Here is an 18,702-nt window from a genome sequence, read left to right on the forward strand (position 1 = left end):
GAAGCACAGACATGGCCGACGCCTACATCATCGACGCAGTTCGCTCCCCCATGGGCCGCTTCGGCGGCGGGCTGAGCCACCTCCACCCCGCCGACCTCGGGGCCAACATCTTGAGCGGGCTGATCGAGCGGACCGGCGTGGACCCAGGCGCGGTGGACGACTGCATCATGGGATGCGTCGGCCAAATCGGCGCCCAGGCGTTCAACGTGGCGCGCAACGCCTGGCTGTCGGCTGGTCTTCCCGAGCACGTTCCGGCAGTCAGCATCGACCGCCAGTGCGGGTCATCACAGCAGGCGGTGCACTTCGCCGCCCAGGGCATCATGTCGGGTACCCAAGACCTGGTGGTGGCCGGCGGGGTCGAGGTGATGAGCCTCATACACCTCAACAGCCAGGGCGATGTGGGCCCCGATCTGGGCATGCGCTACCCGTTCGACGCCGACGGCTGGGCCAATCGCTTCGGCGACGAGGAGGTCCACCAGTTCCGGGGCGGCAACCTCATCGCCGAGCGGTGGGACGTCACCCTGGAGGACATGAATGGCCTGGCCCTGCGCAGCCATCAGAACGCGGCCCGGGCCTGGGAAGAGGGCCGCTTCGAGCGCGAGGTGCTGGCGGTGGGCGAATGCGCCCGCGACGAGGGCATCCGGCCCGACACCTCTATGGAGAAGATGGCCAAGCTGCGTCCGTTCTCCGAGCACGGCCCGCTGACCGCGGCCAATTCCAGCCAGATCACCGACGGATCGGCCGCGCTGCTCATCGCCTCCGAGAAGGCAGTGGCCGACCACGGCCTCACCCCGAGGGCCCGGGTCCACACCATGGCGGTGGTGGGCAGCGACCCGGTGCTCATCCTCACCGGCCCCATCCCGGCCACCGCCAAGGTGCTGGAGCGCGCTGGCATGGGCCTCGACGACATCGACCTGTTCGAGTGCAACGAGGCCTTCGCCTCAGTGGTGCTGGCCTGGGCCAAGGAAACCGGCGTGGACATGGACAAGGTGAACGTGAACGGCGGGGCCATCGCCCTGGGCCACCCCCTGGGAGCCAGCGGTGCCCGAATCATGACCACGCTGCTCAATGAGCTGGAGCGCTCTGGCGGCCGCTACGGACTCCAGACCATGTGCGAGGGCGGCGGACTGGCCAACGCCACCATCATCGAGAACCTGGCTGCGTAGAGACCACCGAGGAGACCGACAACAACATGGGCATCCATATCGACCACATCTCATTGCTGGTGAAAGACCTGGCCCAGGCCGAGGAGGACTGGCGCCAGATCCTGGAGGTTCTCGCCCCCGGACACACCATGAAGGTCACCCGGGGGGAGGGGGCCGACGACATGGACGGAACCCCTATGGCGTGGGTCACGTTCCAGAACCCCGACCCCACCGGAGTGTCCATCCAACTCTGGTCGCCCGCTGAGCCCGGCCACTGGCCCGACAAGGTGTTGGCCAAGAAGGGCGAGTACGTCCATCACATCGCCTTCTGCTCCGACGATTTCGACACCATGATCGACGGGGTGCGCGACGCCGACATCCCGCTGGTGATGGAAGATCCCAGCCATCCCGACACCCAGCCATGGCTCAAGTGGAACTTCATCCCCCCCGCCAAGGCCCACGGCCCGCTGATCGAGTTGGCCACCCGCTACCTGTCGGTGGGCGAGGAGTGGCTCCCCCACCCCGACAACGCCGAGAACCAGCCCCTGGCCGACGAACTCCACGACCGTTTCGCCGGCTAGCCCTCCCGCCGACTAACTCAAGCCATGACCGACTCCCCGGTGGCCATCACCATGCCGGTGGAGGACGGACTCTCCATCGGATGGCTGACCGACCTGGTTGTACACGCCGAGCAATCCGGGATAGACACCGCGCTGGTGGGCGAGGTGGCCGGCCCCGAGGTGTTCGCCACCCTGGGGGCAATGGCCACTCGCACTGAGCGCATTCGGCTGGGCTCGGGCATCGTGGCCGCCTACACCCGCTCCCCCGCGCTCACCGCCATGGGATTCGCCACCCTGGCCTCCCTGGCCCCCAGCCGGATAGTGGCCGGCATCGGGGCCAGCAGCCCCATCGTGGTGGGGCGCTGGCACGGCGGCGATTTCGAACAGCCTCTGGCCACTGTGCGGGAGTTCATCGGCCTGCTCCGGGCTGCACTGGCCGGAGAGAAGCTGAACCACGACGGCCCTCGGTTCCGCTCCAAAGGGTTCCGGCTTGACCTGCCCGGTGTAGACGTGCCCGTCTGGCTGGGGGCCATCAACCCCCGGATGCTGGCCGTGGCCGGCGAGATAGCCGATGCGGTGTTCATGACGTGGTGCCCGCCTGGGGAGGTTGGCCCCAAGCAAGAGATCGTCAAAGCCGCAGCTACAGAGGCGGGGCGCGATCCCGGCGACGTGGCCACCGTGCTGTCGTTCTGGGCCTACGCCGGTCCCGATCCCGAACAGGCCCTAGAGCGGATGCGCCGCCAAGTGCTGGCCTATTCCATGGTGCCCACCCATCAGCCCGCGTTCGTCGGCACCTTCGACAATCTGTCTGAGGTAGCCGAGGCCTGGCAGCAGGGTGACCGCGCACGAGCGTTATCGCTGGTGCCCGATGAGGCCGTCCTGGCCCAATGTGCCCTCGGACCCGACATGCTGGCCGACCGCATCGCCGCCTACCGGACTGCGGGCGTCGACCTGCCCATCGTGCTGCTCACCGGCGCCCACGTCGGCGACGACATCGGCCCGCAGGCCACGGTGGACGCGCTCAGTGCGATTGCTGGCCCCTGAGCGGCCGACTTCATAACGTGCCTCCCAGCGCCGCCCGCTCTTAGTATCCCCCCATGACCAAATGCGACGTTGTCGTCATCGGCGCCGGGGCAGCCGGGCTTAGCGCCGGGGCGCTTCTGGCTGCTGAAGGCAAGTCGGTCACCCTCTTGGAGCGGTCGCCCTTCTTGGGGGGCCGGGCTTTGGCGGTGGACGACGAGGGCTTCAAGGTGAACCTCGGCGGGCACCTCATTGAAGACCCCGGCTCGGGTCTGACCAAGGTGTTCGAACACGTCGGCAAGGAGCTCATCCACGGCGAGGTGTCCCACGACATGCCGATCTGGGACAACGACACCCAAACCTGGGGGTCGATCCGAGACCGCTACCCCGACAAGACCGAGGTCAAGAAGGTCATCAAGGCCATCACCGAGAGCACTTGGGACGAACTGGAGGAGTGGGACGACCGCCCCATGCGGGAATGGCTGGCCCAGTACACCTCCGACCAGGGGGTTTACGACCTCTATGAGTTCATCGCTGTGCTGGAGTGCATGACCGACGAGTGGTACGACCACTCGGCCAGCGACAACCTCTGGGTGCGCAAGATGCACTACGAGGAGCGGCACATGGCCGCCTACTCGTGCTGGCCCGGCCAGGGCTGGGACGGCATGTGGCAAGACCTGGCCGACGGCTTCACCGAGCACGGCGGCGAGCTGCGCATGCAGACCGCAGCCGGACGCGTTCTGATTGAGAACGGGGCGGTGGTCGGGGTGTCCATCCCCCATGAGCCCAACGTGCCCAACGACTGGGATGTGGGCGAGGTGATCGAGTGCGATGCGGTCATCTCCACCCTGCCGGTGTGGAACGTGTTCAACGTGGTGCCCGAGTGGGAGCTGCCCGAGTGGTACACCAGCCAAATCCGCTACCTGGCCCAAGACCAGTACCGGGTGACCATGCTCAACCTCTACTTCGCCACCGAAGAGCCGGTGACCATGTTCGACCCCCGGGAGCTGGCCACCTGGCTGGAAACCCCCCACAGCCCCACGCCGGGATACATGTACGACCAGGCGGCCATGGACCCCCAGGGCATCCCCAACGGACTCCACCTGTACTGCACCGGCGGCATCGTCCCCGGATCCCGTGGGCGGGACCGGCGCTACATCGAGGACATGTACAACCGCCTCGAACAGGGCCTCTACGTGATGTATCCCGGCTTGGCCGAGCATGTGTGGAAGAGGCGCCTGTTCGTGTTCGACCCGGCGTTCGGCGTTGCCCAGAAGCCCATGCTGGTGGGCAAGTTCCGGCCCCATTGGCGGGCCCCCACCGTCGATGGCCTGTACTTCGCCAGCGAGACCTTCCGCAGCCGGGGCATCGGCACCGACCGCTCGGCCCGGGCCGCCCTCACCTGCGTGGAGGACATCCTGGGCCGCCGCATCCCCACATTCGGCGACGGCTGGCGCTACTAGACAACGATCGACCCCCAACCACTGACCTCAGGCTGAGACACTTAGACAACAGGAAACAAGGAGCAACCAGGCACATGGAGTTCACCCTCACCGACGAGCAGACGATGTTCCAAGAGATGGTCCGCAACTGGGTCGAGAAGGAATGCCCCAAGGACGCAGCCCGCGACTACGAGGCCCAGGAGTTCGAGTATCCGTTCGAGCTGTGGGACAAGATGTCCGACGCCGGGTTCCACGCCATCGGCCTGCCCCCCGAGCTGGGCGGCCAGGGCGGCGACGTGGTCACCCAGATGATCCTCACCCGGGAGCTGGCCCGCTCGCTGGCCGGGCTCACCTGGATCTTCGGCATCTCCTCCTTCTGCGCCAAGTCGATCAACAAGTTCGCCTCCGATGTGGCCCGCGAGGAGCTGATCCCCCAGCTGGCCGAAGGCAAGCTGCGAGTGGCCATCGCCGTCACCGAGCCCTCTGGGGGCACCGACCTGATGGGGGCCATGAAAACCCGGGCCACCAAGGTGGACGGCGGCTGGAGCATCACCGGCCAGAAGATCTGGTCGACCGCGGCCCACGTGTCCGACTACCTGTTCTTGATGGCCCGCACCGAGGACATCCAAGACAAGCCGGCCCGGGGAGTGACCCTGTTCTTGGTGAAAAACCCCGCTGAGGGCCTGGAGTGCCGCCAGATTCCCAAGGTGGGCATGAAGTCGGTGGGGTCGTGCGAGGTGTTCCTCGACGACGTGTTCGTGCCCGACGAGTACGTGGTGGGCCAGCCCGGCCAGGGCTTCTACCAAATGCTGTCCACCCTCAACAACGAGCGGATCATGGTGGCCGCCCTGTGTACCGGCATCATCGACGGCTGCATCGAGGAGACCCTCAGCTACCTCATGGAGCGGGAGGCCTTCGGCAAGAAGATCGGCTCGTTCCAGGTGTGGCACCAGAACCTGGCCGACATGGCCATGATGCAAAAGCAGGCCGAGCTGATGACCTATTACGCGGCGTGGAAATCGGAGTCGGGCGAGGACTGCGGCCGGGAGGCCAACATGGCCAAGGTGGTGGCCTCGGAGTACGCCGGCAAGTGCTCGGACATCGCCATTCAGGTGCTGGGCGGCATGGGCTACGCCCTCGAGACGCATCCCCAGCGCTACTGGCGAGACAGCCGCCTCTACCGCATCGGGCCCATCACCAATGAGATGGCCAGGAACAGCATCGCCGAGACCTTCGGGCTGCCCAGAAGCTTCTAGTGGTTCAAGTTCTGGATGGCCGGGTGGCGCTGGTAACCGGCGCTGGACGGGGTATCGGGTTGGCAGTGGCGGCTCGTTTGGCCCGCGATGGCGCTGCCGTGGTGGTCAACGACGTGGACGGCGAAGTCGCTGAGGAAGCAGCGGCGGCCATCGTTGCCGACGGCGGGCAAGCCGTGGCCGCGGCGGGGTCGGTGGTCGATAACGACGACGTGGCCGCCATGCTGGGCGCTGCCCAGGACTCCTTCGGCAGCCTGGACATCTTGGTGAACAACGCGGGGATCACCGCCGATGCCATGGCTCACAACATGACTGACCAGCAGTGGGATTTGGTGTGCGATGTGGCCCTTAAGGGCACCTTCAACTTGTGCCGGGCCGCCTTTCCACTGCTGCGGGGCAGTCGGGACAACCCGCCGGGCCACCATCGCAAGGTGGTCAACATGGCTTCCATCAACGGCATCTACGGCATCGCCGGGAACGTCAACTATTCAGCGGCCAAGGGCGGGGTGATCGCTCTCACCAAGTCGCTGGCCCGGGAGTGGGCCCGCCACCGGATCAACGTCAACGCGGTGGCCCCGGGCTACATCGCCGGTACCCGCCTGACCGGAGCACGCGACGACGACACCGGCTTGGGCATCCCCGAGGCGATCATCGAGCGCATCGAGGCCCAGATCCCCATTGGCCGGGCCGGCACTCCTGAGGATGTGGCCGGCGCCGTCGCTTGGCTGGCGTCGGGGGACTCCGACTATGCAACTGGACAGGTGATTGAACTTCATGGAGGACGAGAGATGGTGGAACTCCTGTGAGCGCTGAGAAGCTGACCACTCTTGAGGACGCGGCTGCTCTGGTGCGCGACGGCGACCTCGTGGCCATCCAGAACATGGCCACTCAGGCCGCGCCCATGGCCCTGGTCCGGGAGCTGATCCGACAAGGCCGCAAGGAGCTCGGGGTGGTGTGCCTGGTAGGGGGAATACCTGTGGACTGGCTGGCCGCGGCGGGGGCCATAAACCGCCTTATCGGCGCGGCGGTGTCGATGGAGCAGTTCGGGCTATGCCAGCGCTATCGCAAGGCAGTGGAGGCCGGAGCTATCCGTGTGGAGGAGCTCTCGGAGACGGCACTGAACGCGCGACTGGGCGCGGGCGCTCGCAACCTGCCGTTCCTGCCCACCCGGGGGCTGATCGGCACCGACTTGATCGACGTGAACGACAACCTGGTCATGCTCGACGACCCGTTCGGCGGTCCGTCGGTGGTGGCCTGCAAGGCGCTGGTGCCCGACGTGGCCCTGGTTCACGCCCACAAGGCCGACCGGTTCGGCAACATCGGATATGAGCCCACCGCGCTGTGGCCCGACCTGGGCATAATGCCCAAGGCCGCTACCACGGTGATCGTCACCGTTGAGGAGATCGTGGACTCTGAAGTGCTGCGAGCCGACCCCGACCGCACCGTGTTGCCCGGCTTCATGGTGGACGCAGTGGTGGAAGCCCCGTTCGGCGCCCACCCCACCTCGTTCTACCCCCGCTACGGCTACGACACGGCCATGCACTTGGAATGGATCGGCGCTACCCGCGACGACGAGGCCGTGGCCGGATTTCTTGAGAAGTACGTGACCGGCCCCGCCGACCACGCGGCCTACCTGGAGGCTGCAGGCGGATCTGAACGGCTCGCCGCAGTGGAAGCCTGGGAGGCCTCGTGAGCGATTGGCAGAACAGCCCCCCGGCTGAAGACTGGACCATTGATGAGCTGATGATCGCTCGGCTGGCCGCCTGCTTCGCCGACGGCGACCAGGCCTGCAACGGCATGGCCTCGTTCGTGCCGGTGAGCGCCTTCTGGCTGGCCCGACTCACCCACGCTCCTGAGCTGGTATGGCTGGCCGGAGCGGTGGGTCTCGAGCCCCGGCCCGACCGAGTGCCCGCCTCCACACTCGAGGCCCCCCTGTGGCGTGACTCCATCATGTACGTGGAGCAGTACGGCGACTTCTGGACCATTGCCCTGAACGGCCGGTGGCTCACCAAGTTCTGCGTCGGGTCGGCCCAACTCGACCGCTACGGAAACGGCAACAACTCGATCATCGGCACTGACTATCACGCTCCCCGAGTACGGCTTCCCGGCACCGCCGGCTTGGGCGACATGGGCTCCATCGGCAAAGCGCTCTACTACTGGAACCCCAACCACAACCCCCGCTCACTGGTGGAGAAGGTGGACTTCATCTCCTGCGCCGGGTATCTGGGCGGCGGCTCAGAGCGGGCCGACGCCGGACTGGAAGGCGGACCTGAGCTGGTGATCACCAACCTGTGCGTAATGGATTTCCACCCCGAAACCCGCCACATGCAGGTGGCGTCGCTGCATCCTGGGGTCACCTTCGAGCAGGTGCAGGAGGCCACCGGCTTCGAGCTGCCCTCTCCCGAGGGACAGTTGCCCACCACCACGGTGCCCACTGTTGAACAGGTGCGGCTGATCCGCGAGGTGATCGACCCCGACAACATGCGCCGCCGGGAATTCGGCGGATGAAAGACCGAGCCATGTGCTGCGAAACGACCCATAATCCAGTCAGGAACAGGGGATGAAAGACCTCGAGATCGGCGTTCCCGGCCAGATCATGCCGCCCGCGGACCGGGCGGTAACCCTGGGCCAGCGGGCCGAGGCCGACGGATACGACGCCCTGTGGTGGCCGTGCCACCTGATGGGCTGGCACCCCGACTCGATCTGGACTCCGGACATGAGCCCGCTGGCCGCGGTGCAGCCCAGCGGCCACGTGTACTTCGATCCCCTGGTGATGATGGGCGCGGTAGGAGCCCAGACCGAGACCATCAAAGTGGGCTCGGTGGTCACCGACCTGATCCGCCGCCACCCGGCCATGGTGGCCAACATGGCCCTCACCGTCGACCACCTCACCCAAGGCCGGTCGATCTTGGGGCTGGGCTCGGGCGAGCGGATGAATGTGACCCCTTACGGCATGGGCTTCGAGCGTCCCGTCGGCCGCCTGGAAGAGGGCATCGAGATCATACGGGCGCTGTGGAATGCCGACGGCCCCATCAGCTACGAGGGCAAGTTCCACCAGCTCAACGACGCCGTGCTCGGACTATCTCCCTACGGCAACACTCCTCCGCCCATCTGGACCGCAGCCCACGGACCTCGGATGCTCAACATCACCGGGAGGCTGGCCGACGGGTGGCTGCCCACCAAGCTGGCCCCCGAGGTGTACGCCGATTCGCTGGCCACAATCCGCCAGGCGTCGGTGGAGGCTGGCCGGGGCGCCGATGCGGTCACCCCCGGCTTGCTGGCCTATGTGCTGGCCGCCCCTGACGAGGCCACCCTGCGGCGCATGCAGGAAGCCCCGCTGCTGCGGGCCATCATGGTGATGCTGCCCCCGCAGATCTTCCTTGAGCTGGGGGTGGAGCCCCCCGAGGGCTTCCACGACCTGATCCCCGCGTCGGTGCCCCGGGAGCAGGCCGAGGCCATTATCGACGGCATCCCGCCCAAGGTGGTGGACTACTACTGCTTCTGCGGCACCCCCGAGCAGATCGCCGAAGAGGTCAGCACCTACTATGACGCGGGCTTGCGCCACTTGATCATGTGGAACGTCACCGCCTTCGGCGACCCCGAGCTGGCCGGCTGGTCGTTCCGAGCGATGCGCGAAGTCAAGGACATATTGAGGGCTGGATGATGGTCGCAGAAGAATCGAACAGAAGCCCGCTTGCAGTGGTGAAGGACTATTTCGTCGCACTAAATGGCGAAGACTGGGACCTGATGGCCTCGGTGCTGCACCCCGAGCTCGACCTGATCCCCTCCGGATCGCGCCCTCGCATCGGCTCAGATAAAGCCATCGCCATGTTCCAAAAGATCTTCGAGCGATTCCCGATTCACCAAGACAACCCCACCCGGTTCATCTGCGACGACAACACCGTGGTGGTGGAGATCGCCTTCAACGGCGCAACCCAAGAAGGACAAGAAGTGTCGTTCGTCGCGGTAGACATCTTCGACGTCGACAACGGCAAAATCTTCCGCCTCTCCCAATGGTTCGACACCGCAGCCCTGGCTGCTGCACTGCAGGGCCAATAGCGGTTCCGCCGCCCCACTGACGTGACTCAAGTGGTGGTTGTCGGTTCGGGAGCTGCCGGGTTGACCGCGGCGGTGGCCGCGGCCCAGGCAGGGGCTGAGGTCACCGTGGTGGAGCGGGCGCCGGTGCTGGGCGGGACCACTGCCCTGTCGGGAGGGCTGGCCTGGATGCCCGCCAACCGGCTGATGGCCACCGAAGGGGTGGGCGACTCCCCTAACGAAGCTCGCCGGTACTTGCAGGCCCTGCGGCTGGGCGACGTGGACGACGACCTCGTGGACTACTTCGCCGATCAAGCACCGGTGGTGGCCGATTGGCTGGAGTCAGCCACTGGATTGTCGTGGCAGACGGTCCCCTACCCCGACTACCACCCTGAACTGCCTGGCGGGAAGCCGGGGCATCGCCCCCTGGAACCTCAGCCCCGCGAAGTGCGACCCGAGCTCGAACAGCGAATCCGGACTGCACCGAATGTGACCGCGCCCATCACCTACCGGGAGCTGGCCACCGGAATCATCGACTGGGACGAGGTGGCCGACCGGTCCCGCCACGGAGTGATCACCATGGGCCGGTCGATGATCGCCTCACTGACGGAGGCTGCCGAAGCCGCCGGAGCAGCGATCCTCGCCGGCACCGAGGTAGACGGCTTGGCTCAGTCGGGCGGCACGGTAAACGGGGTACGCATCGGCTCTGATGTGCTGTCCGGTCGGGTGATCTTGGCCTCCGGCGGTTTCGAACGGGACCCCTCGCTGGTGCAGGCGTTCCTGCGGGGGCCGATGACCGGCCCGGTGGGTGCGCCCGGCATGGATGGCACCGCTCTCCGCCTGGCGCTGGCCGCCGGAGCCGAGCTGGGCAACATGGCCGAGGCGTGGTGGTGCCCGGCCGTGACCGTGCCGGGTGAAACCATCGACGGCGAGAACTTCCACCGGCTGGTGCTCACTGAGCGGGCCCGGCCCAGTTCGCTGATGGTGGACTCCCGGGGGCGGCGCTTCGTGAACGAGGCCCGCAACTACAACGACGTGGGCCGGGCCATGCAGGCCTTCGACCCCACCGGGTTCCGGTACCCGGCGGCCACCGCCTGGCTGGTCTTCGACACCAGCTACCGCCGCCGCTACCACCTGGGCCCGCTGCGCCGAGATGACCCCGATACCAGATGGCTGCACCGGGCCGACAGCCTTGCCGAATTGGCTGCCGTCATCGATATCGACGGCGATGAACTCGCCGCCTCGATAGCCCGCTTCAACCAGTTGGCCGCCTCCGGCGACGACCCCGATTTCGGCCGGGGTCGCTCCATCTATGATCGTTTCGTAGGGGACCCGTCGGCTCCCCACCCCACACTTGGCCCGGTGGACGAACCGCCCTTCTACGCGGTGCGCCTCCATCCCGGTTGCCTAGGCACCAAGGGCGGCCCCCGAACAGACATACACGGCCAAGTCCGCCATCTAGGCGGCGGCCTCATCGAGGGTCTCTACGCGGTGGGCAACGCCGCCGCCAGCCCTCTCGGTGCGGCTTATCCCGGTGCAGGTGGCACCATCGGTCCAATGCTGGTTGCCGCCCATGCAGCTGGGCACGCCGCGGCCAGCTGACCAGGAAATTTCCCCTCTTCGGGAACCTGAGTCTCCCACACATCGTCAGAAACCCCCAAGAGGGTGCTGCGGGCATCCAAGGCGCAAGGGGGAAAGATGACATCGGGCACTGAGTCAAAGAGGACAATCGCACTGTCATACCGGGTGGTGATCGCTTTGACAGCGGTCCTGAGTGTTCTGGCCTTGTCTTGCAGTAGCGGCAGCGGGACTGACGGCGCTTCGCGGGGAATCTCAGAACCCCCAGTGCCGACACAAGGCAGCCTGGTCCAAGATTCACGTGGCTCATCGTCAGCAACAGAGTCTCCGAGCGCGCCCGAACCCAGCACTGTTGACGCCGTCCCCGACTCTCCCGACGGCACGGCTGAAGGACCGACGGATGATGGCCCCGCAATCGTCCCAGCAACTCCGGCTCAGGGCGCGGACAGGGATAACGGCGACAGCGTGGTCGATCTCAGCGGCCCAGAAGACGAGTTGGCTGCTTACGAAATGCCCGCAGAAGAGATGGCAGCAGAGCCAATGGCAGATTCCGCTCCGGCCAGCGGCCGCGCCCAGTCAGCCTCCCCACAACCTGTCGAAGAGGCCTCGTCAGAGATGCGTCGGCCCTGTAGGAGATGTGATCCGAACAACTTCCAGGACTACGGCGTCAATCCCTTCGTCGACACCTGGGATGACTCGCTCTCCACCTTCGCCCTTGATGTCGACACTGCCTCCTACACGGTCACCCGTAATTTCCTGGAAAGCGGCCAGTTGCCACCTATCGAAGCCGTGCGAACCGAAGAATTCGTCAACTATTTAGACGGCGGATACGAGGCAATACGTGACGAGTTCACCGTCACTCTGGATTCTGCGCCTTCACCTTTTGCAGAAGCAGAACATGTGCTGTTGCGGGTGGGCATTCAGGCGCCGCGAGAGCTGTCGCAGTCAACTGCCCCCGACAGCGTGGTGTTGGTGATGGACCGCTCTGGCTCCATGGACGAGCCCACCGGATACGGATCTGAGTCGATGCGCAGGATCATGCTCGCCCACCGGGCGGTGGAATTGCTGATCTCGGGATTGCCCCGAGAGACCCGGGTAGGCGTCGTCGCCTACGAGAGCCGTTCGGCAACCGTGCTGGAGCCTACGGAGCTAGGCGGCAACGCCAAGTGGATCATGGACAAGATCCGCGCCGAAGTGACCCCCGGCGGCTCCACCAATGCCGAATCAGGTTTGATCAGGGGATACGACATGGCCCTGGACGAAGCTGATGCCGGTCGCCAAGTGCTGGTGCTGTTGTTGTCCGACGGGGTCGCCAACGTGGGGGCATCCCGCACCGACGAGATCCTGGAGTCGATCGGCGAGCGGGCCGACATCGGCCTGTCCACCATCGGCGTGGGCCTCGGACCGTTCAACGACGAGCTCATGGAGCAGCTGGCCAACCGGGCCGACGGCACCTACCACTACATCGATACTCCGTCTGAGGCCGTGCGAGTGTTCGTCGACGACCTCGACGGGCTGTTGGCCTACGCCGCCCGCGACGCCAAGGTCCAGGTTGAGTTCGACCCCGAGGTGGTCCGCTCATACCGACTGCTGGGCTACGAGAACCGCGACATCGAGGACGAGGCCTTCCGCGACGACGCCCAAGATGCCGGGGAACTCGGCATCGGCCACAGCTCCACAGCGCTCTACGAGCTGGAGCTGGCCTCCAGAACCCGGGACGAACGCAGCACAATCGCCACGGTCAGAATGCGCTACGAGCGGCCGGCAACCGGGACCATCGTCGAGTTGGTCACCCACCTGCCCCGCTCCGCGGTGGAACGGTCATTCGAATCAGCCAGCCCCCACTTCCGACTGGCCGCGGTGGCCGCCGAATTCGCCGAGATCCTGCGGGACAGCCCCTACGCCCCCAGCCGAATCTCCAGGGAGTTGCAACACCAGGCCGACGCGGTCGCCGACGACCTGCATCGCGACGCCGATGCCGCTGAGCTAGCGTCCCTGATCGACACCGCCCGCCGCCTGCTCCGCTAGCCAAGGAGACCTGTCACCCGTGCCCACAGGCAACGATCAACCCCAAGCCGCCGCGCATGACCAGCGGGCAAAGGACGATTGGGACGCATTAGCCCACCATTACGACAGCCGCCACGGGGATGCGGGCAATGACTGGCACCGGAACCTGGTGCTGCCTACCACCCTCAACCTGCTGGGCGAAATCCAGGGCAAACGAGGAATCGACCTCTGCTGCGGCAGTGGCGTCCTGACCCGCCAGCTCGTCGAGCTCGGAGCCCAGGTCACCGGCGCCGACCGGTCGAAGACCTTCCTCTCCCTGGCCGACAAGTACGACGGCAGCGCCGATGTGGAGTGGCTCTGCTTCCCGCTAGCCGACATCGCCGAGCACGTCGAGCCGGACTCTTTCGATTTTGTGACGTGCACGATGGCGCTCATGGACATCCCGGCCAGCGAAGACCTCTTCTCCGCCATCGCCCACTGCCTGAAACCTCACGGAGTAGCAGTAGTGATCACGATGCACCCAGTGTTCAAGAACCCCAGCAACCTGCAATTCAGAGTCGAAGGAGAGTTGGCGAGCGGAGAACAACGAGAAGGAATCATCATCTCCCACTACCTCACCCCGTTGGCCCAAGAAGTCGAAGGAATGCCCGGTCAGCCCCAAAAGCAGCTCAACTTCCATCGCTCCATCTCCCATGAGCTGAATCTCGCCTTTGACGCAGGCCTGGTGGTGGACGGTTTCACCGAGGTCACCAAGAGCGCACTAGAAGAAACCCCCACCCGACACACCGACTTCTTCATCCCGCCCACCCTCCAAGACGAAATCCCCGTACTCCTAGGACTCCGCTTCAGACCATCACCCTGGTAGTCCCGTTCAATTCCTAGAAACCCGCAACCTCTGCCTGCACGTCCGGCATCACCATCTTGAATTCCGCGATGCCCTCATCCTCAGCCCATTCATGGATCAAGGACTCCAGCTGAGGCAATGTGTCAGCGACCGCAACAAAACCGCAGCCGTCCTCGCACCACCAGCTCGACCCCTCCTCGTCAGTCTCAACATGGACCCGAAACTCGTGCATCGGCTGCTCCTCTCCAACTAGGCCACCAAAGCGATCGTGAGCTCTGGCATTGAGCCCTCGTGTGAGATGGCCACTCTATCTTTCGCCGCTCCTGTGTATATGTGGACATCACTGTGGATTCAATTAATTTCAGTTATTTTCAATATACCGAGAAGTTCGCAGTCGGACCACTAGGATTGGAAGAGATGGGCAAAATCGTCTTCGGCGACAACCTTCCGGTGTTGCAGGGCTTGCCCGACGGCAGCGTCGACCTCATCTACGTTGATCCGCCGTTCAATACCGGCAAGCGCCAGGAGCGCGACCGGATCAAGGCGGTGCACGATGAGGCCAATGGCGACCGGACCGGCTTCGCTGGACGCCGCTACCAGACGATCCACCTCGGCAAGTCGGGCTTTGAGGACGTTTTCGACGACTACCTGGGCTTCCTCGCTCCCCGATTCGAAGAGGCCCACCGGGTGCTGGCCGCTACCGGCAGCTTCTTCCTCCACATCGACTACCGAGAAGTCCACTACTGCAAGGTGCTGCTCGACCAGATCTTCGGCCGGGACTCGTTCATGAACGAGATCATCTGGGCCTACGACTACGGGGCCCGCTCGAAGAAAAAGTGGTCGGCCAAGCACGACAGCATCCTTTGGTACGCCAAGGATCCCGACGACTACACGTTCTGCTACGAGGAGATGGACAGGATCCCGTACATGGCCCCCGGCCTGGTCGGCAAAGAAAAGGCCGCCCGGGGCAAGACCCCTACCGATGTCTGGTGGCACACCATCGTCAGCCCTAACGGCAAAGAGAAAACCGGCTACGCCACCCAAAAGCCCCTCGGCGTCCTCGAGCGCCTCGTGAAGGTCCACTCAAATCCCGGCGACCTCTTACTCGACTTCTTCGCCGGCAGCGGCACCCTCGGCGAAGCCGCCGCCAACCACAACCGCGACTACCTCCTAATCGACAACAACCCCGAAGCCATCAAAGTCATGATCAACCGCCTAGCCCCCACCAATCCTGAGCTCGTCGGCTGCGAGGCGTTGCTTGACAAGGCATAGGGCTGCACTCTTCACCTGACCGCGATGCCCAGAAAGTGGGGTTGGTAGTCCTCGGCACCGATGTAGGCGTCGTGCGGACCTGCATCGACGATCAGGGCAATGGCGCAACCTCGTTGGCCAGAATCTCCTCAATTCGCTCCGAAACGTCGCGACGCCCGCCCCAACCAGCAGCGGCGGCGCCAAGAGTTCTCTGGACACCCAAATGCGCCTGAATGGCCTCCCGAGTCAATTCGGAAATCGTGATGCCACGCCGCTGCGCCTCATGACGAAGCCGTGCGTCAGTCTCATCAGACAAATTCACCGTGGTGCGCTTCACGAAAGTCAACATACCAATGCCACCGGCATCTCTCCTGCCGCCGACCCAACTTGCGCCACCGGTATCGCGACACGGGGGAAGCGCCGGAACCGACACAGCCTGGATCAACATACAACCCCACACAAGTCAGTTGTCATATGCAGCGAAAAGGTCGATAATGTGTCCTATATCCAAAGCCCACGTAAATCCCGCGTCTTCTGATACTGGTTGAAGTGCATAATCTCCAGGCATCCTGCGCTCCTTCTCATCGGATGTCATTGCAAGAGTCATACCTATCACTCGAGATTTATTGTCCCCGGTGGTGAACGCACATACGGGACCACCAGAGAAGCCCCTATTGCATTGAGCTCCAACAAGCCAAAAAGTGTCATCATCTGGGCCAGATTTGAAGATTCCACTTGTGGGGCCGGACTTCAGCACCGGCCCGTACCATACGTCGCGAATATAATCTTCAGAGTTCGGTAAGGGCAAATTCGGATATCCCAACAAATAGACTTCTTGGCCAAATACAACTTTATCCGAAGAAAACAACGGCACGGGAACATCCCTATCGGGTCCCTCCAAAAGAAAGGCAACCAGATCATGCTCTGGTTTGGTTTGAATTTCACTTCTCTCAATTACCCGCCGAGTCAGGATTGCTTCACTACTTGAATGCATCACCACCAGGTCTGACCGTCTTATATTCTTTACAACATGACTTGCTGTAACGGCCCACAAACCTGTATCACGGGGAATCAAAATACAAGCACCAAGGCATTCTGACCAGTTTGTGTTCTCAACCCGGATTTGCCCACACGCTGCATAGTGCTCAGCCCGAGGTACATATGACATCGTCTCTTCCTCTCTCTAGTGCTCTTACCCTGGCTCGCTTGTAGCAGCTTTCTCAAACTTCAGATGAAATAGTGCATTCAAGACACACAGACTGTTACTTGTCTAGTCGGGCATATTGGATCCCAAATTTCCTTCTGAAGCTAACCGATTTCTCTTCTCTGAACTGGTAGGGCTGGAGCGAGAGACACCGGCTCTTGAGAGCTAGCCACACGCCACCAAGTGCTTCCAATCGAAACTGATCCCGGACTTCTTGGCTTTGCTGGGAAGACACGAGCGCTCACTGACTCGCCCTTACCTGGCACAGGGAGCCCAAGTCCGCGGGCGATCTCGCGATGGGCTTCGGACTGGCCCAGGATGATGATGCCCTCTTCTCGAAGTTGGCTGCGGGCACCGCCGTTGCCGCGGATTCGTTTCATATAGTCGGCCTGCTGGGCGACGGTGGCGACAACACCACGTCCTATCCGCTGACCCTGCACAGTGCGGAAGAGGCGTCGGACCCTCTCAGCCCCAGACCTCGGTTCCATGATGTGGTCGACATCAGATTCTGGAATCTGGAGGAGGACGTTCGGTGGGAGTTCGCTCTCCTGGAAGAGCCAGCGCACTGTTGACATTCCGGCTTGGCTCAGGCTGGCTTTCCTGTCCCTGTTTCCTCCCTTCGTGAGCATCTCCTTAAGGGCTCTAACCAACCCCATTGTCCAGACCGACTTGCCATCGTCAGCCCAGATCACCATGCACACTTCGCCTCGGGCCTCTACGGGGATCATCCAACCGCCGAGCCTCTGGGAGTACTTGCAGTCCACTTCGATATCGGCGATCTTGTAGTCGAGCTTGTCACCATCGGCGAACTTGAACTCCCGCTGCATGTTGATCTCGACCAGGGTTCCGCAGTGAGTCTTTTCCGTCTTGTGAAGTTGATCCCACTTGTACCGGCCAGTGCGCTGGCCGTCGTAGAGCTGATCGAGCGTGTCTCGCAGAACGATGGCCACCCGGCCCTCAAAGTCCCGGATGCCCATGAGTACCTCGGCTACTGCGTCTAGCTCAGGGTCGCGTGTCTGGGTCACCGGGCGATGTCTTACTGAACAATGCGTTTATCGTCAACCCCCGACCCATCTCCTAGAGCAGCTTGGCGATGTGAATGGCGATCGCCTTTCCGAGAAGCGGTGGGACGGCGTTGCCGATCTGGCGGGCGATCTCGATCTTGGTGCCTTCGAAGATGAAAGAGTCTGGGAAAGTCTGGAGTCGAGCCGCTTCACGGTGAGTGATCGGGCGGTCTTCGCTGGGGTGCAGGTAGCGGCCCTTCTCAGGCTTATAGAACTCGGTGCGGATCGTGAAGCTAGGCCGATCCCACCACAGCCGGCCCATGACGTCGGTCGTGCCCGTTGGCTTGTTGGCCCAGCACGCAGGGGTCAGATCAGGTCGGGCCCGCTGGAGGTCGAATCGGTTGCCGCCCTCGGGTATCGCCTGGTACCGCTCTAGGGAGGTGGGCCGTGGGTTTCGGCGGATGTGTAAGTCCTGAAACCCGTCCTTCATGGCTGGCTGATCGGTTGTCGGCTTCGGCGGAAGGTCTTCAATCGCATTGCGCACTGTCTGGACCGGCTCCTGGCCGATTGGGCCGTCTCCATGTGTAGGGGGCGGAGGCCAGGGAACCTCCTTGCCCCGAACTGCCACAAAGATGCCCCGGCGCCTGCTCTGTGGCACCCCGTAGTCAACCGCGTTCAGCACTCCATAGCTGTAGTTGTACTCGCGCAGTAGCGGGTGGGAAGACAGCCGACGGCACAGCTCTGCGAACTCCGCTGACTTTTGGAACTCAGGGACGTTTTCGATGGCAAAGGCCAACGGCTCTACTCGCTCCACCGCAGCCAGATAGTGCTCCCAGAGCGCATTCAGCTGAGAGCGAGACTCGTCATCTCGGTCACGTCCGAGCGGGGAAAACCCCTGGCAGGGAGGCCCGCCGACGATCAGCTCCGCTTCTGGGTAGGTGATCGGGTCAAACCCTTCGATGTCGCCGTCGTACACACCGACACCGAAGTTGGTCTTGTAGGTCAGCGCGGCAGCGGGGTCATGCTCTACTGCAAAGACCGGCTCAAACCTCATGCCGTCGAGCTCATCGTTGGCCAAGTCGAACCCCAGCGAAAGGCCACCTGCTCCCGCGAATAGGTCGATCGAGCGGATGATTCTGGACATCCTCGGTCCCTCGCTTCCTTGATGTAGACGGTAGTGCGATCTCAACTCACACTTATGTCATTATCAAGAGACGAGTGACACTTGCCCAGGGTTCAGATCAGCCAGATTGCCCTCGCAGGCGCTCGCGGGCTGCTTCGAACTCCATTTGACTCATGGGAGTGAAGTTTTGGACTAATTCGTCTGGAGAGAGGCGCGACGCTATCCGAATCAATTCT

19 protein-coding genes are annotated in these 18,702 nt (G+C 63.7%); 14 read left to right on the forward strand and 5 right to left on the reverse strand.

What is annotated here, in order from left to right:
- The first annotated feature begins 11 nt into the window (after nt 1-11).
- The 13 genes from ACOQPI_RS14030 (at nt 12) to ACOQPI_RS14090 (ending at nt 13,905) form a co-directional block, all read left to right on the forward strand.
- A complete protein-coding gene (locus ACOQPI_RS14030) occupies nt 12-1,166 on the forward strand; it encodes an acetyl-CoA C-acetyltransferase (protein ID WP_420620243.1) in 1,155 nt (384 codons plus the stop codon).
- 26 nt (nt 1,167-1,192) lie between these two features.
- Nucleotides 1,193-1,726, forward strand: coding sequence for a VOC family protein (locus ACOQPI_RS14035; RefSeq protein WP_420620244.1), 534 nt, complete (start codon nt 1,193-1,195; stop codon nt 1,724-1,726).
- 24 nt (nt 1,727-1,750) lie between these two features.
- Nucleotides 1,751-2,749: an LLM class flavin-dependent oxidoreductase gene (locus ACOQPI_RS14040; protein ID WP_420620245.1), complete on the forward strand. Its 999-nt coding sequence runs from the start codon at nt 1,751-1,753 to the stop codon at nt 2,747-2,749.
- Nucleotides 2,750-2,802: 53 nt separating this feature from the next.
- A complete protein-coding gene (locus ACOQPI_RS14045) occupies nt 2,803-4,188 on the forward strand; it encodes a phytoene desaturase family protein (protein ID WP_420620246.1) in 1,386 nt (461 codons plus the stop codon).
- A gap of 74 nt (nt 4,189-4,262) precedes the next feature.
- Nucleotides 4,263-5,423, forward strand: coding sequence for an acyl-CoA dehydrogenase family protein (locus ACOQPI_RS14050; protein ID WP_420620247.1), 1,161 nt, complete (start codon nt 4,263-4,265; stop codon nt 5,421-5,423).
- Nucleotides 5,423-6,226, forward strand: coding sequence for an SDR family oxidoreductase (locus ACOQPI_RS14055; RefSeq protein ID WP_420620248.1), 804 nt, complete (start codon nt 5,423-5,425; stop codon nt 6,224-6,226). The genes ACOQPI_RS14050 and ACOQPI_RS14055 overlap by 1 nt, the downstream gene beginning before the upstream one ends.
- Nucleotides 6,223-7,113, forward strand: a complete 891-nt coding sequence (locus ACOQPI_RS14060) for a CoA transferase subunit A (RefSeq protein ID WP_420620249.1) — start codon at nt 6,223-6,225, stop codon at nt 7,111-7,113. The genes ACOQPI_RS14055 and ACOQPI_RS14060 overlap by 4 nt, the downstream gene beginning before the upstream one ends.
- A complete protein-coding gene (locus ACOQPI_RS14065; RefSeq protein WP_420620250.1) occupies nt 7,110-7,928 on the forward strand; it encodes a CoA-transferase subunit beta in 819 nt (272 codons plus the stop codon). The genes ACOQPI_RS14060 and ACOQPI_RS14065 overlap by 4 nt, the downstream gene beginning before the upstream one ends.
- Nucleotides 7,929-7,980: 52 nt before the next feature.
- A complete protein-coding gene (locus tag ACOQPI_RS14070) occupies nt 7,981-9,084 on the forward strand; it encodes an LLM class flavin-dependent oxidoreductase (RefSeq protein ID WP_420620251.1) in 1,104 nt (367 codons plus the stop codon).
- 38 nt (nt 9,085-9,122) lie between these two features.
- Nucleotides 9,123-9,479: a nuclear transport factor 2 family protein gene (locus tag ACOQPI_RS14075; protein WP_420620252.1), complete on the forward strand. Its 357-nt coding sequence runs from the start codon at nt 9,123-9,125 to the stop codon at nt 9,477-9,479.
- Between the two features lie 21 nt (nt 9,480-9,500).
- Entirely contained in the window at nt 9,501-11,057 is a 1,557-nt protein-coding gene (locus ACOQPI_RS14080) for an FAD-dependent oxidoreductase (protein ID WP_420620253.1), read from the forward strand.
- 441 nt (nt 11,058-11,498) lie between these two features.
- Nucleotides 11,499-13,061: a YfbK domain-containing protein gene (locus ACOQPI_RS14085; RefSeq protein ID WP_420620254.1), complete on the forward strand. Its 1,563-nt coding sequence runs from the start codon at nt 11,499-11,501 to the stop codon at nt 13,059-13,061.
- A 19-nt stretch (nt 13,062-13,080) separates the two neighbouring features.
- Nucleotides 13,081-13,905, forward strand: a complete 825-nt coding sequence (locus tag ACOQPI_RS14090; protein WP_420620255.1) for a class I SAM-dependent methyltransferase — start codon at nt 13,081-13,083, stop codon at nt 13,903-13,905.
- Nucleotides 13,906-13,918: 13 nt separating this feature from the next.
- Here the strand turns inward: ACOQPI_RS14090 and ACOQPI_RS14095 are convergent, their stop codons facing one another.
- Nucleotides 13,919-14,116, reverse strand: a complete 198-nt coding sequence (locus ACOQPI_RS14095) for a hypothetical protein (RefSeq protein ID WP_420620256.1) — start codon at nt 14,114-14,116, stop codon at nt 13,919-13,921.
- Between the two features lie 185 nt (nt 14,117-14,301).
- On the opposite strand from ACOQPI_RS14095, the gene ACOQPI_RS14100 reads away from it, so the two are divergent.
- Nucleotides 14,302-15,156: a DNA-methyltransferase gene (locus tag ACOQPI_RS14100; RefSeq protein ID WP_420620257.1), complete on the forward strand. Its 855-nt coding sequence runs from the start codon at nt 14,302-14,304 to the stop codon at nt 15,154-15,156.
- Nucleotides 15,157-15,247: 91 nt separating this feature from the next.
- Here ACOQPI_RS14100 and ACOQPI_RS14105 read toward each other — a convergent pair whose 3' ends face one another.
- The 4 genes from ACOQPI_RS14105 to ACOQPI_RS14120 form a co-directional block, all read right to left on the reverse strand.
- Entirely contained in the window at nt 15,248-15,472 is a 225-nt protein-coding gene (locus ACOQPI_RS14105; RefSeq protein WP_420620258.1) for a ribbon-helix-helix protein, CopG family, read from the reverse strand.
- A gap of 126 nt (nt 15,473-15,598) precedes the next feature.
- Nucleotides 15,599-16,303 carry a S1 family peptidase gene (locus ACOQPI_RS14110; RefSeq protein WP_420620259.1) on the reverse strand — a complete coding sequence of 235 codons (705 nt, stop codon included), beginning with the start codon at nt 16,301-16,303 and terminating at the stop codon, nt 15,599-15,601.
- Nucleotides 16,304-16,443: 140 nt separating this feature from the next.
- Nucleotides 16,444-17,316, reverse strand: a complete 873-nt coding sequence (locus ACOQPI_RS14115; protein ID WP_420620260.1) for a NaeI family type II restriction endonuclease — start codon at nt 17,314-17,316, stop codon at nt 16,444-16,446.
- A 100-nt stretch (nt 17,317-17,416) separates the two neighbouring features.
- On the reverse strand, nt 17,417-18,487 hold the full coding sequence (locus ACOQPI_RS14120) for a DNA cytosine methyltransferase (RefSeq protein WP_420620261.1): 1,071 nt from the start codon (nt 18,485-18,487) through the stop codon (nt 17,417-17,419).
- Nucleotides 18,488-18,702 lie beyond the last annotated feature (215 nt).

The sequence above is a fragment of the Candidatus Poriferisocius sp. genome (genome assembly GCF_965219815.1).
In the GTDB taxonomy this organism is placed as follows: Bacteria; Actinomycetota; Acidimicrobiia; order Acidimicrobiales; family Bin134; genus Poriferisocius.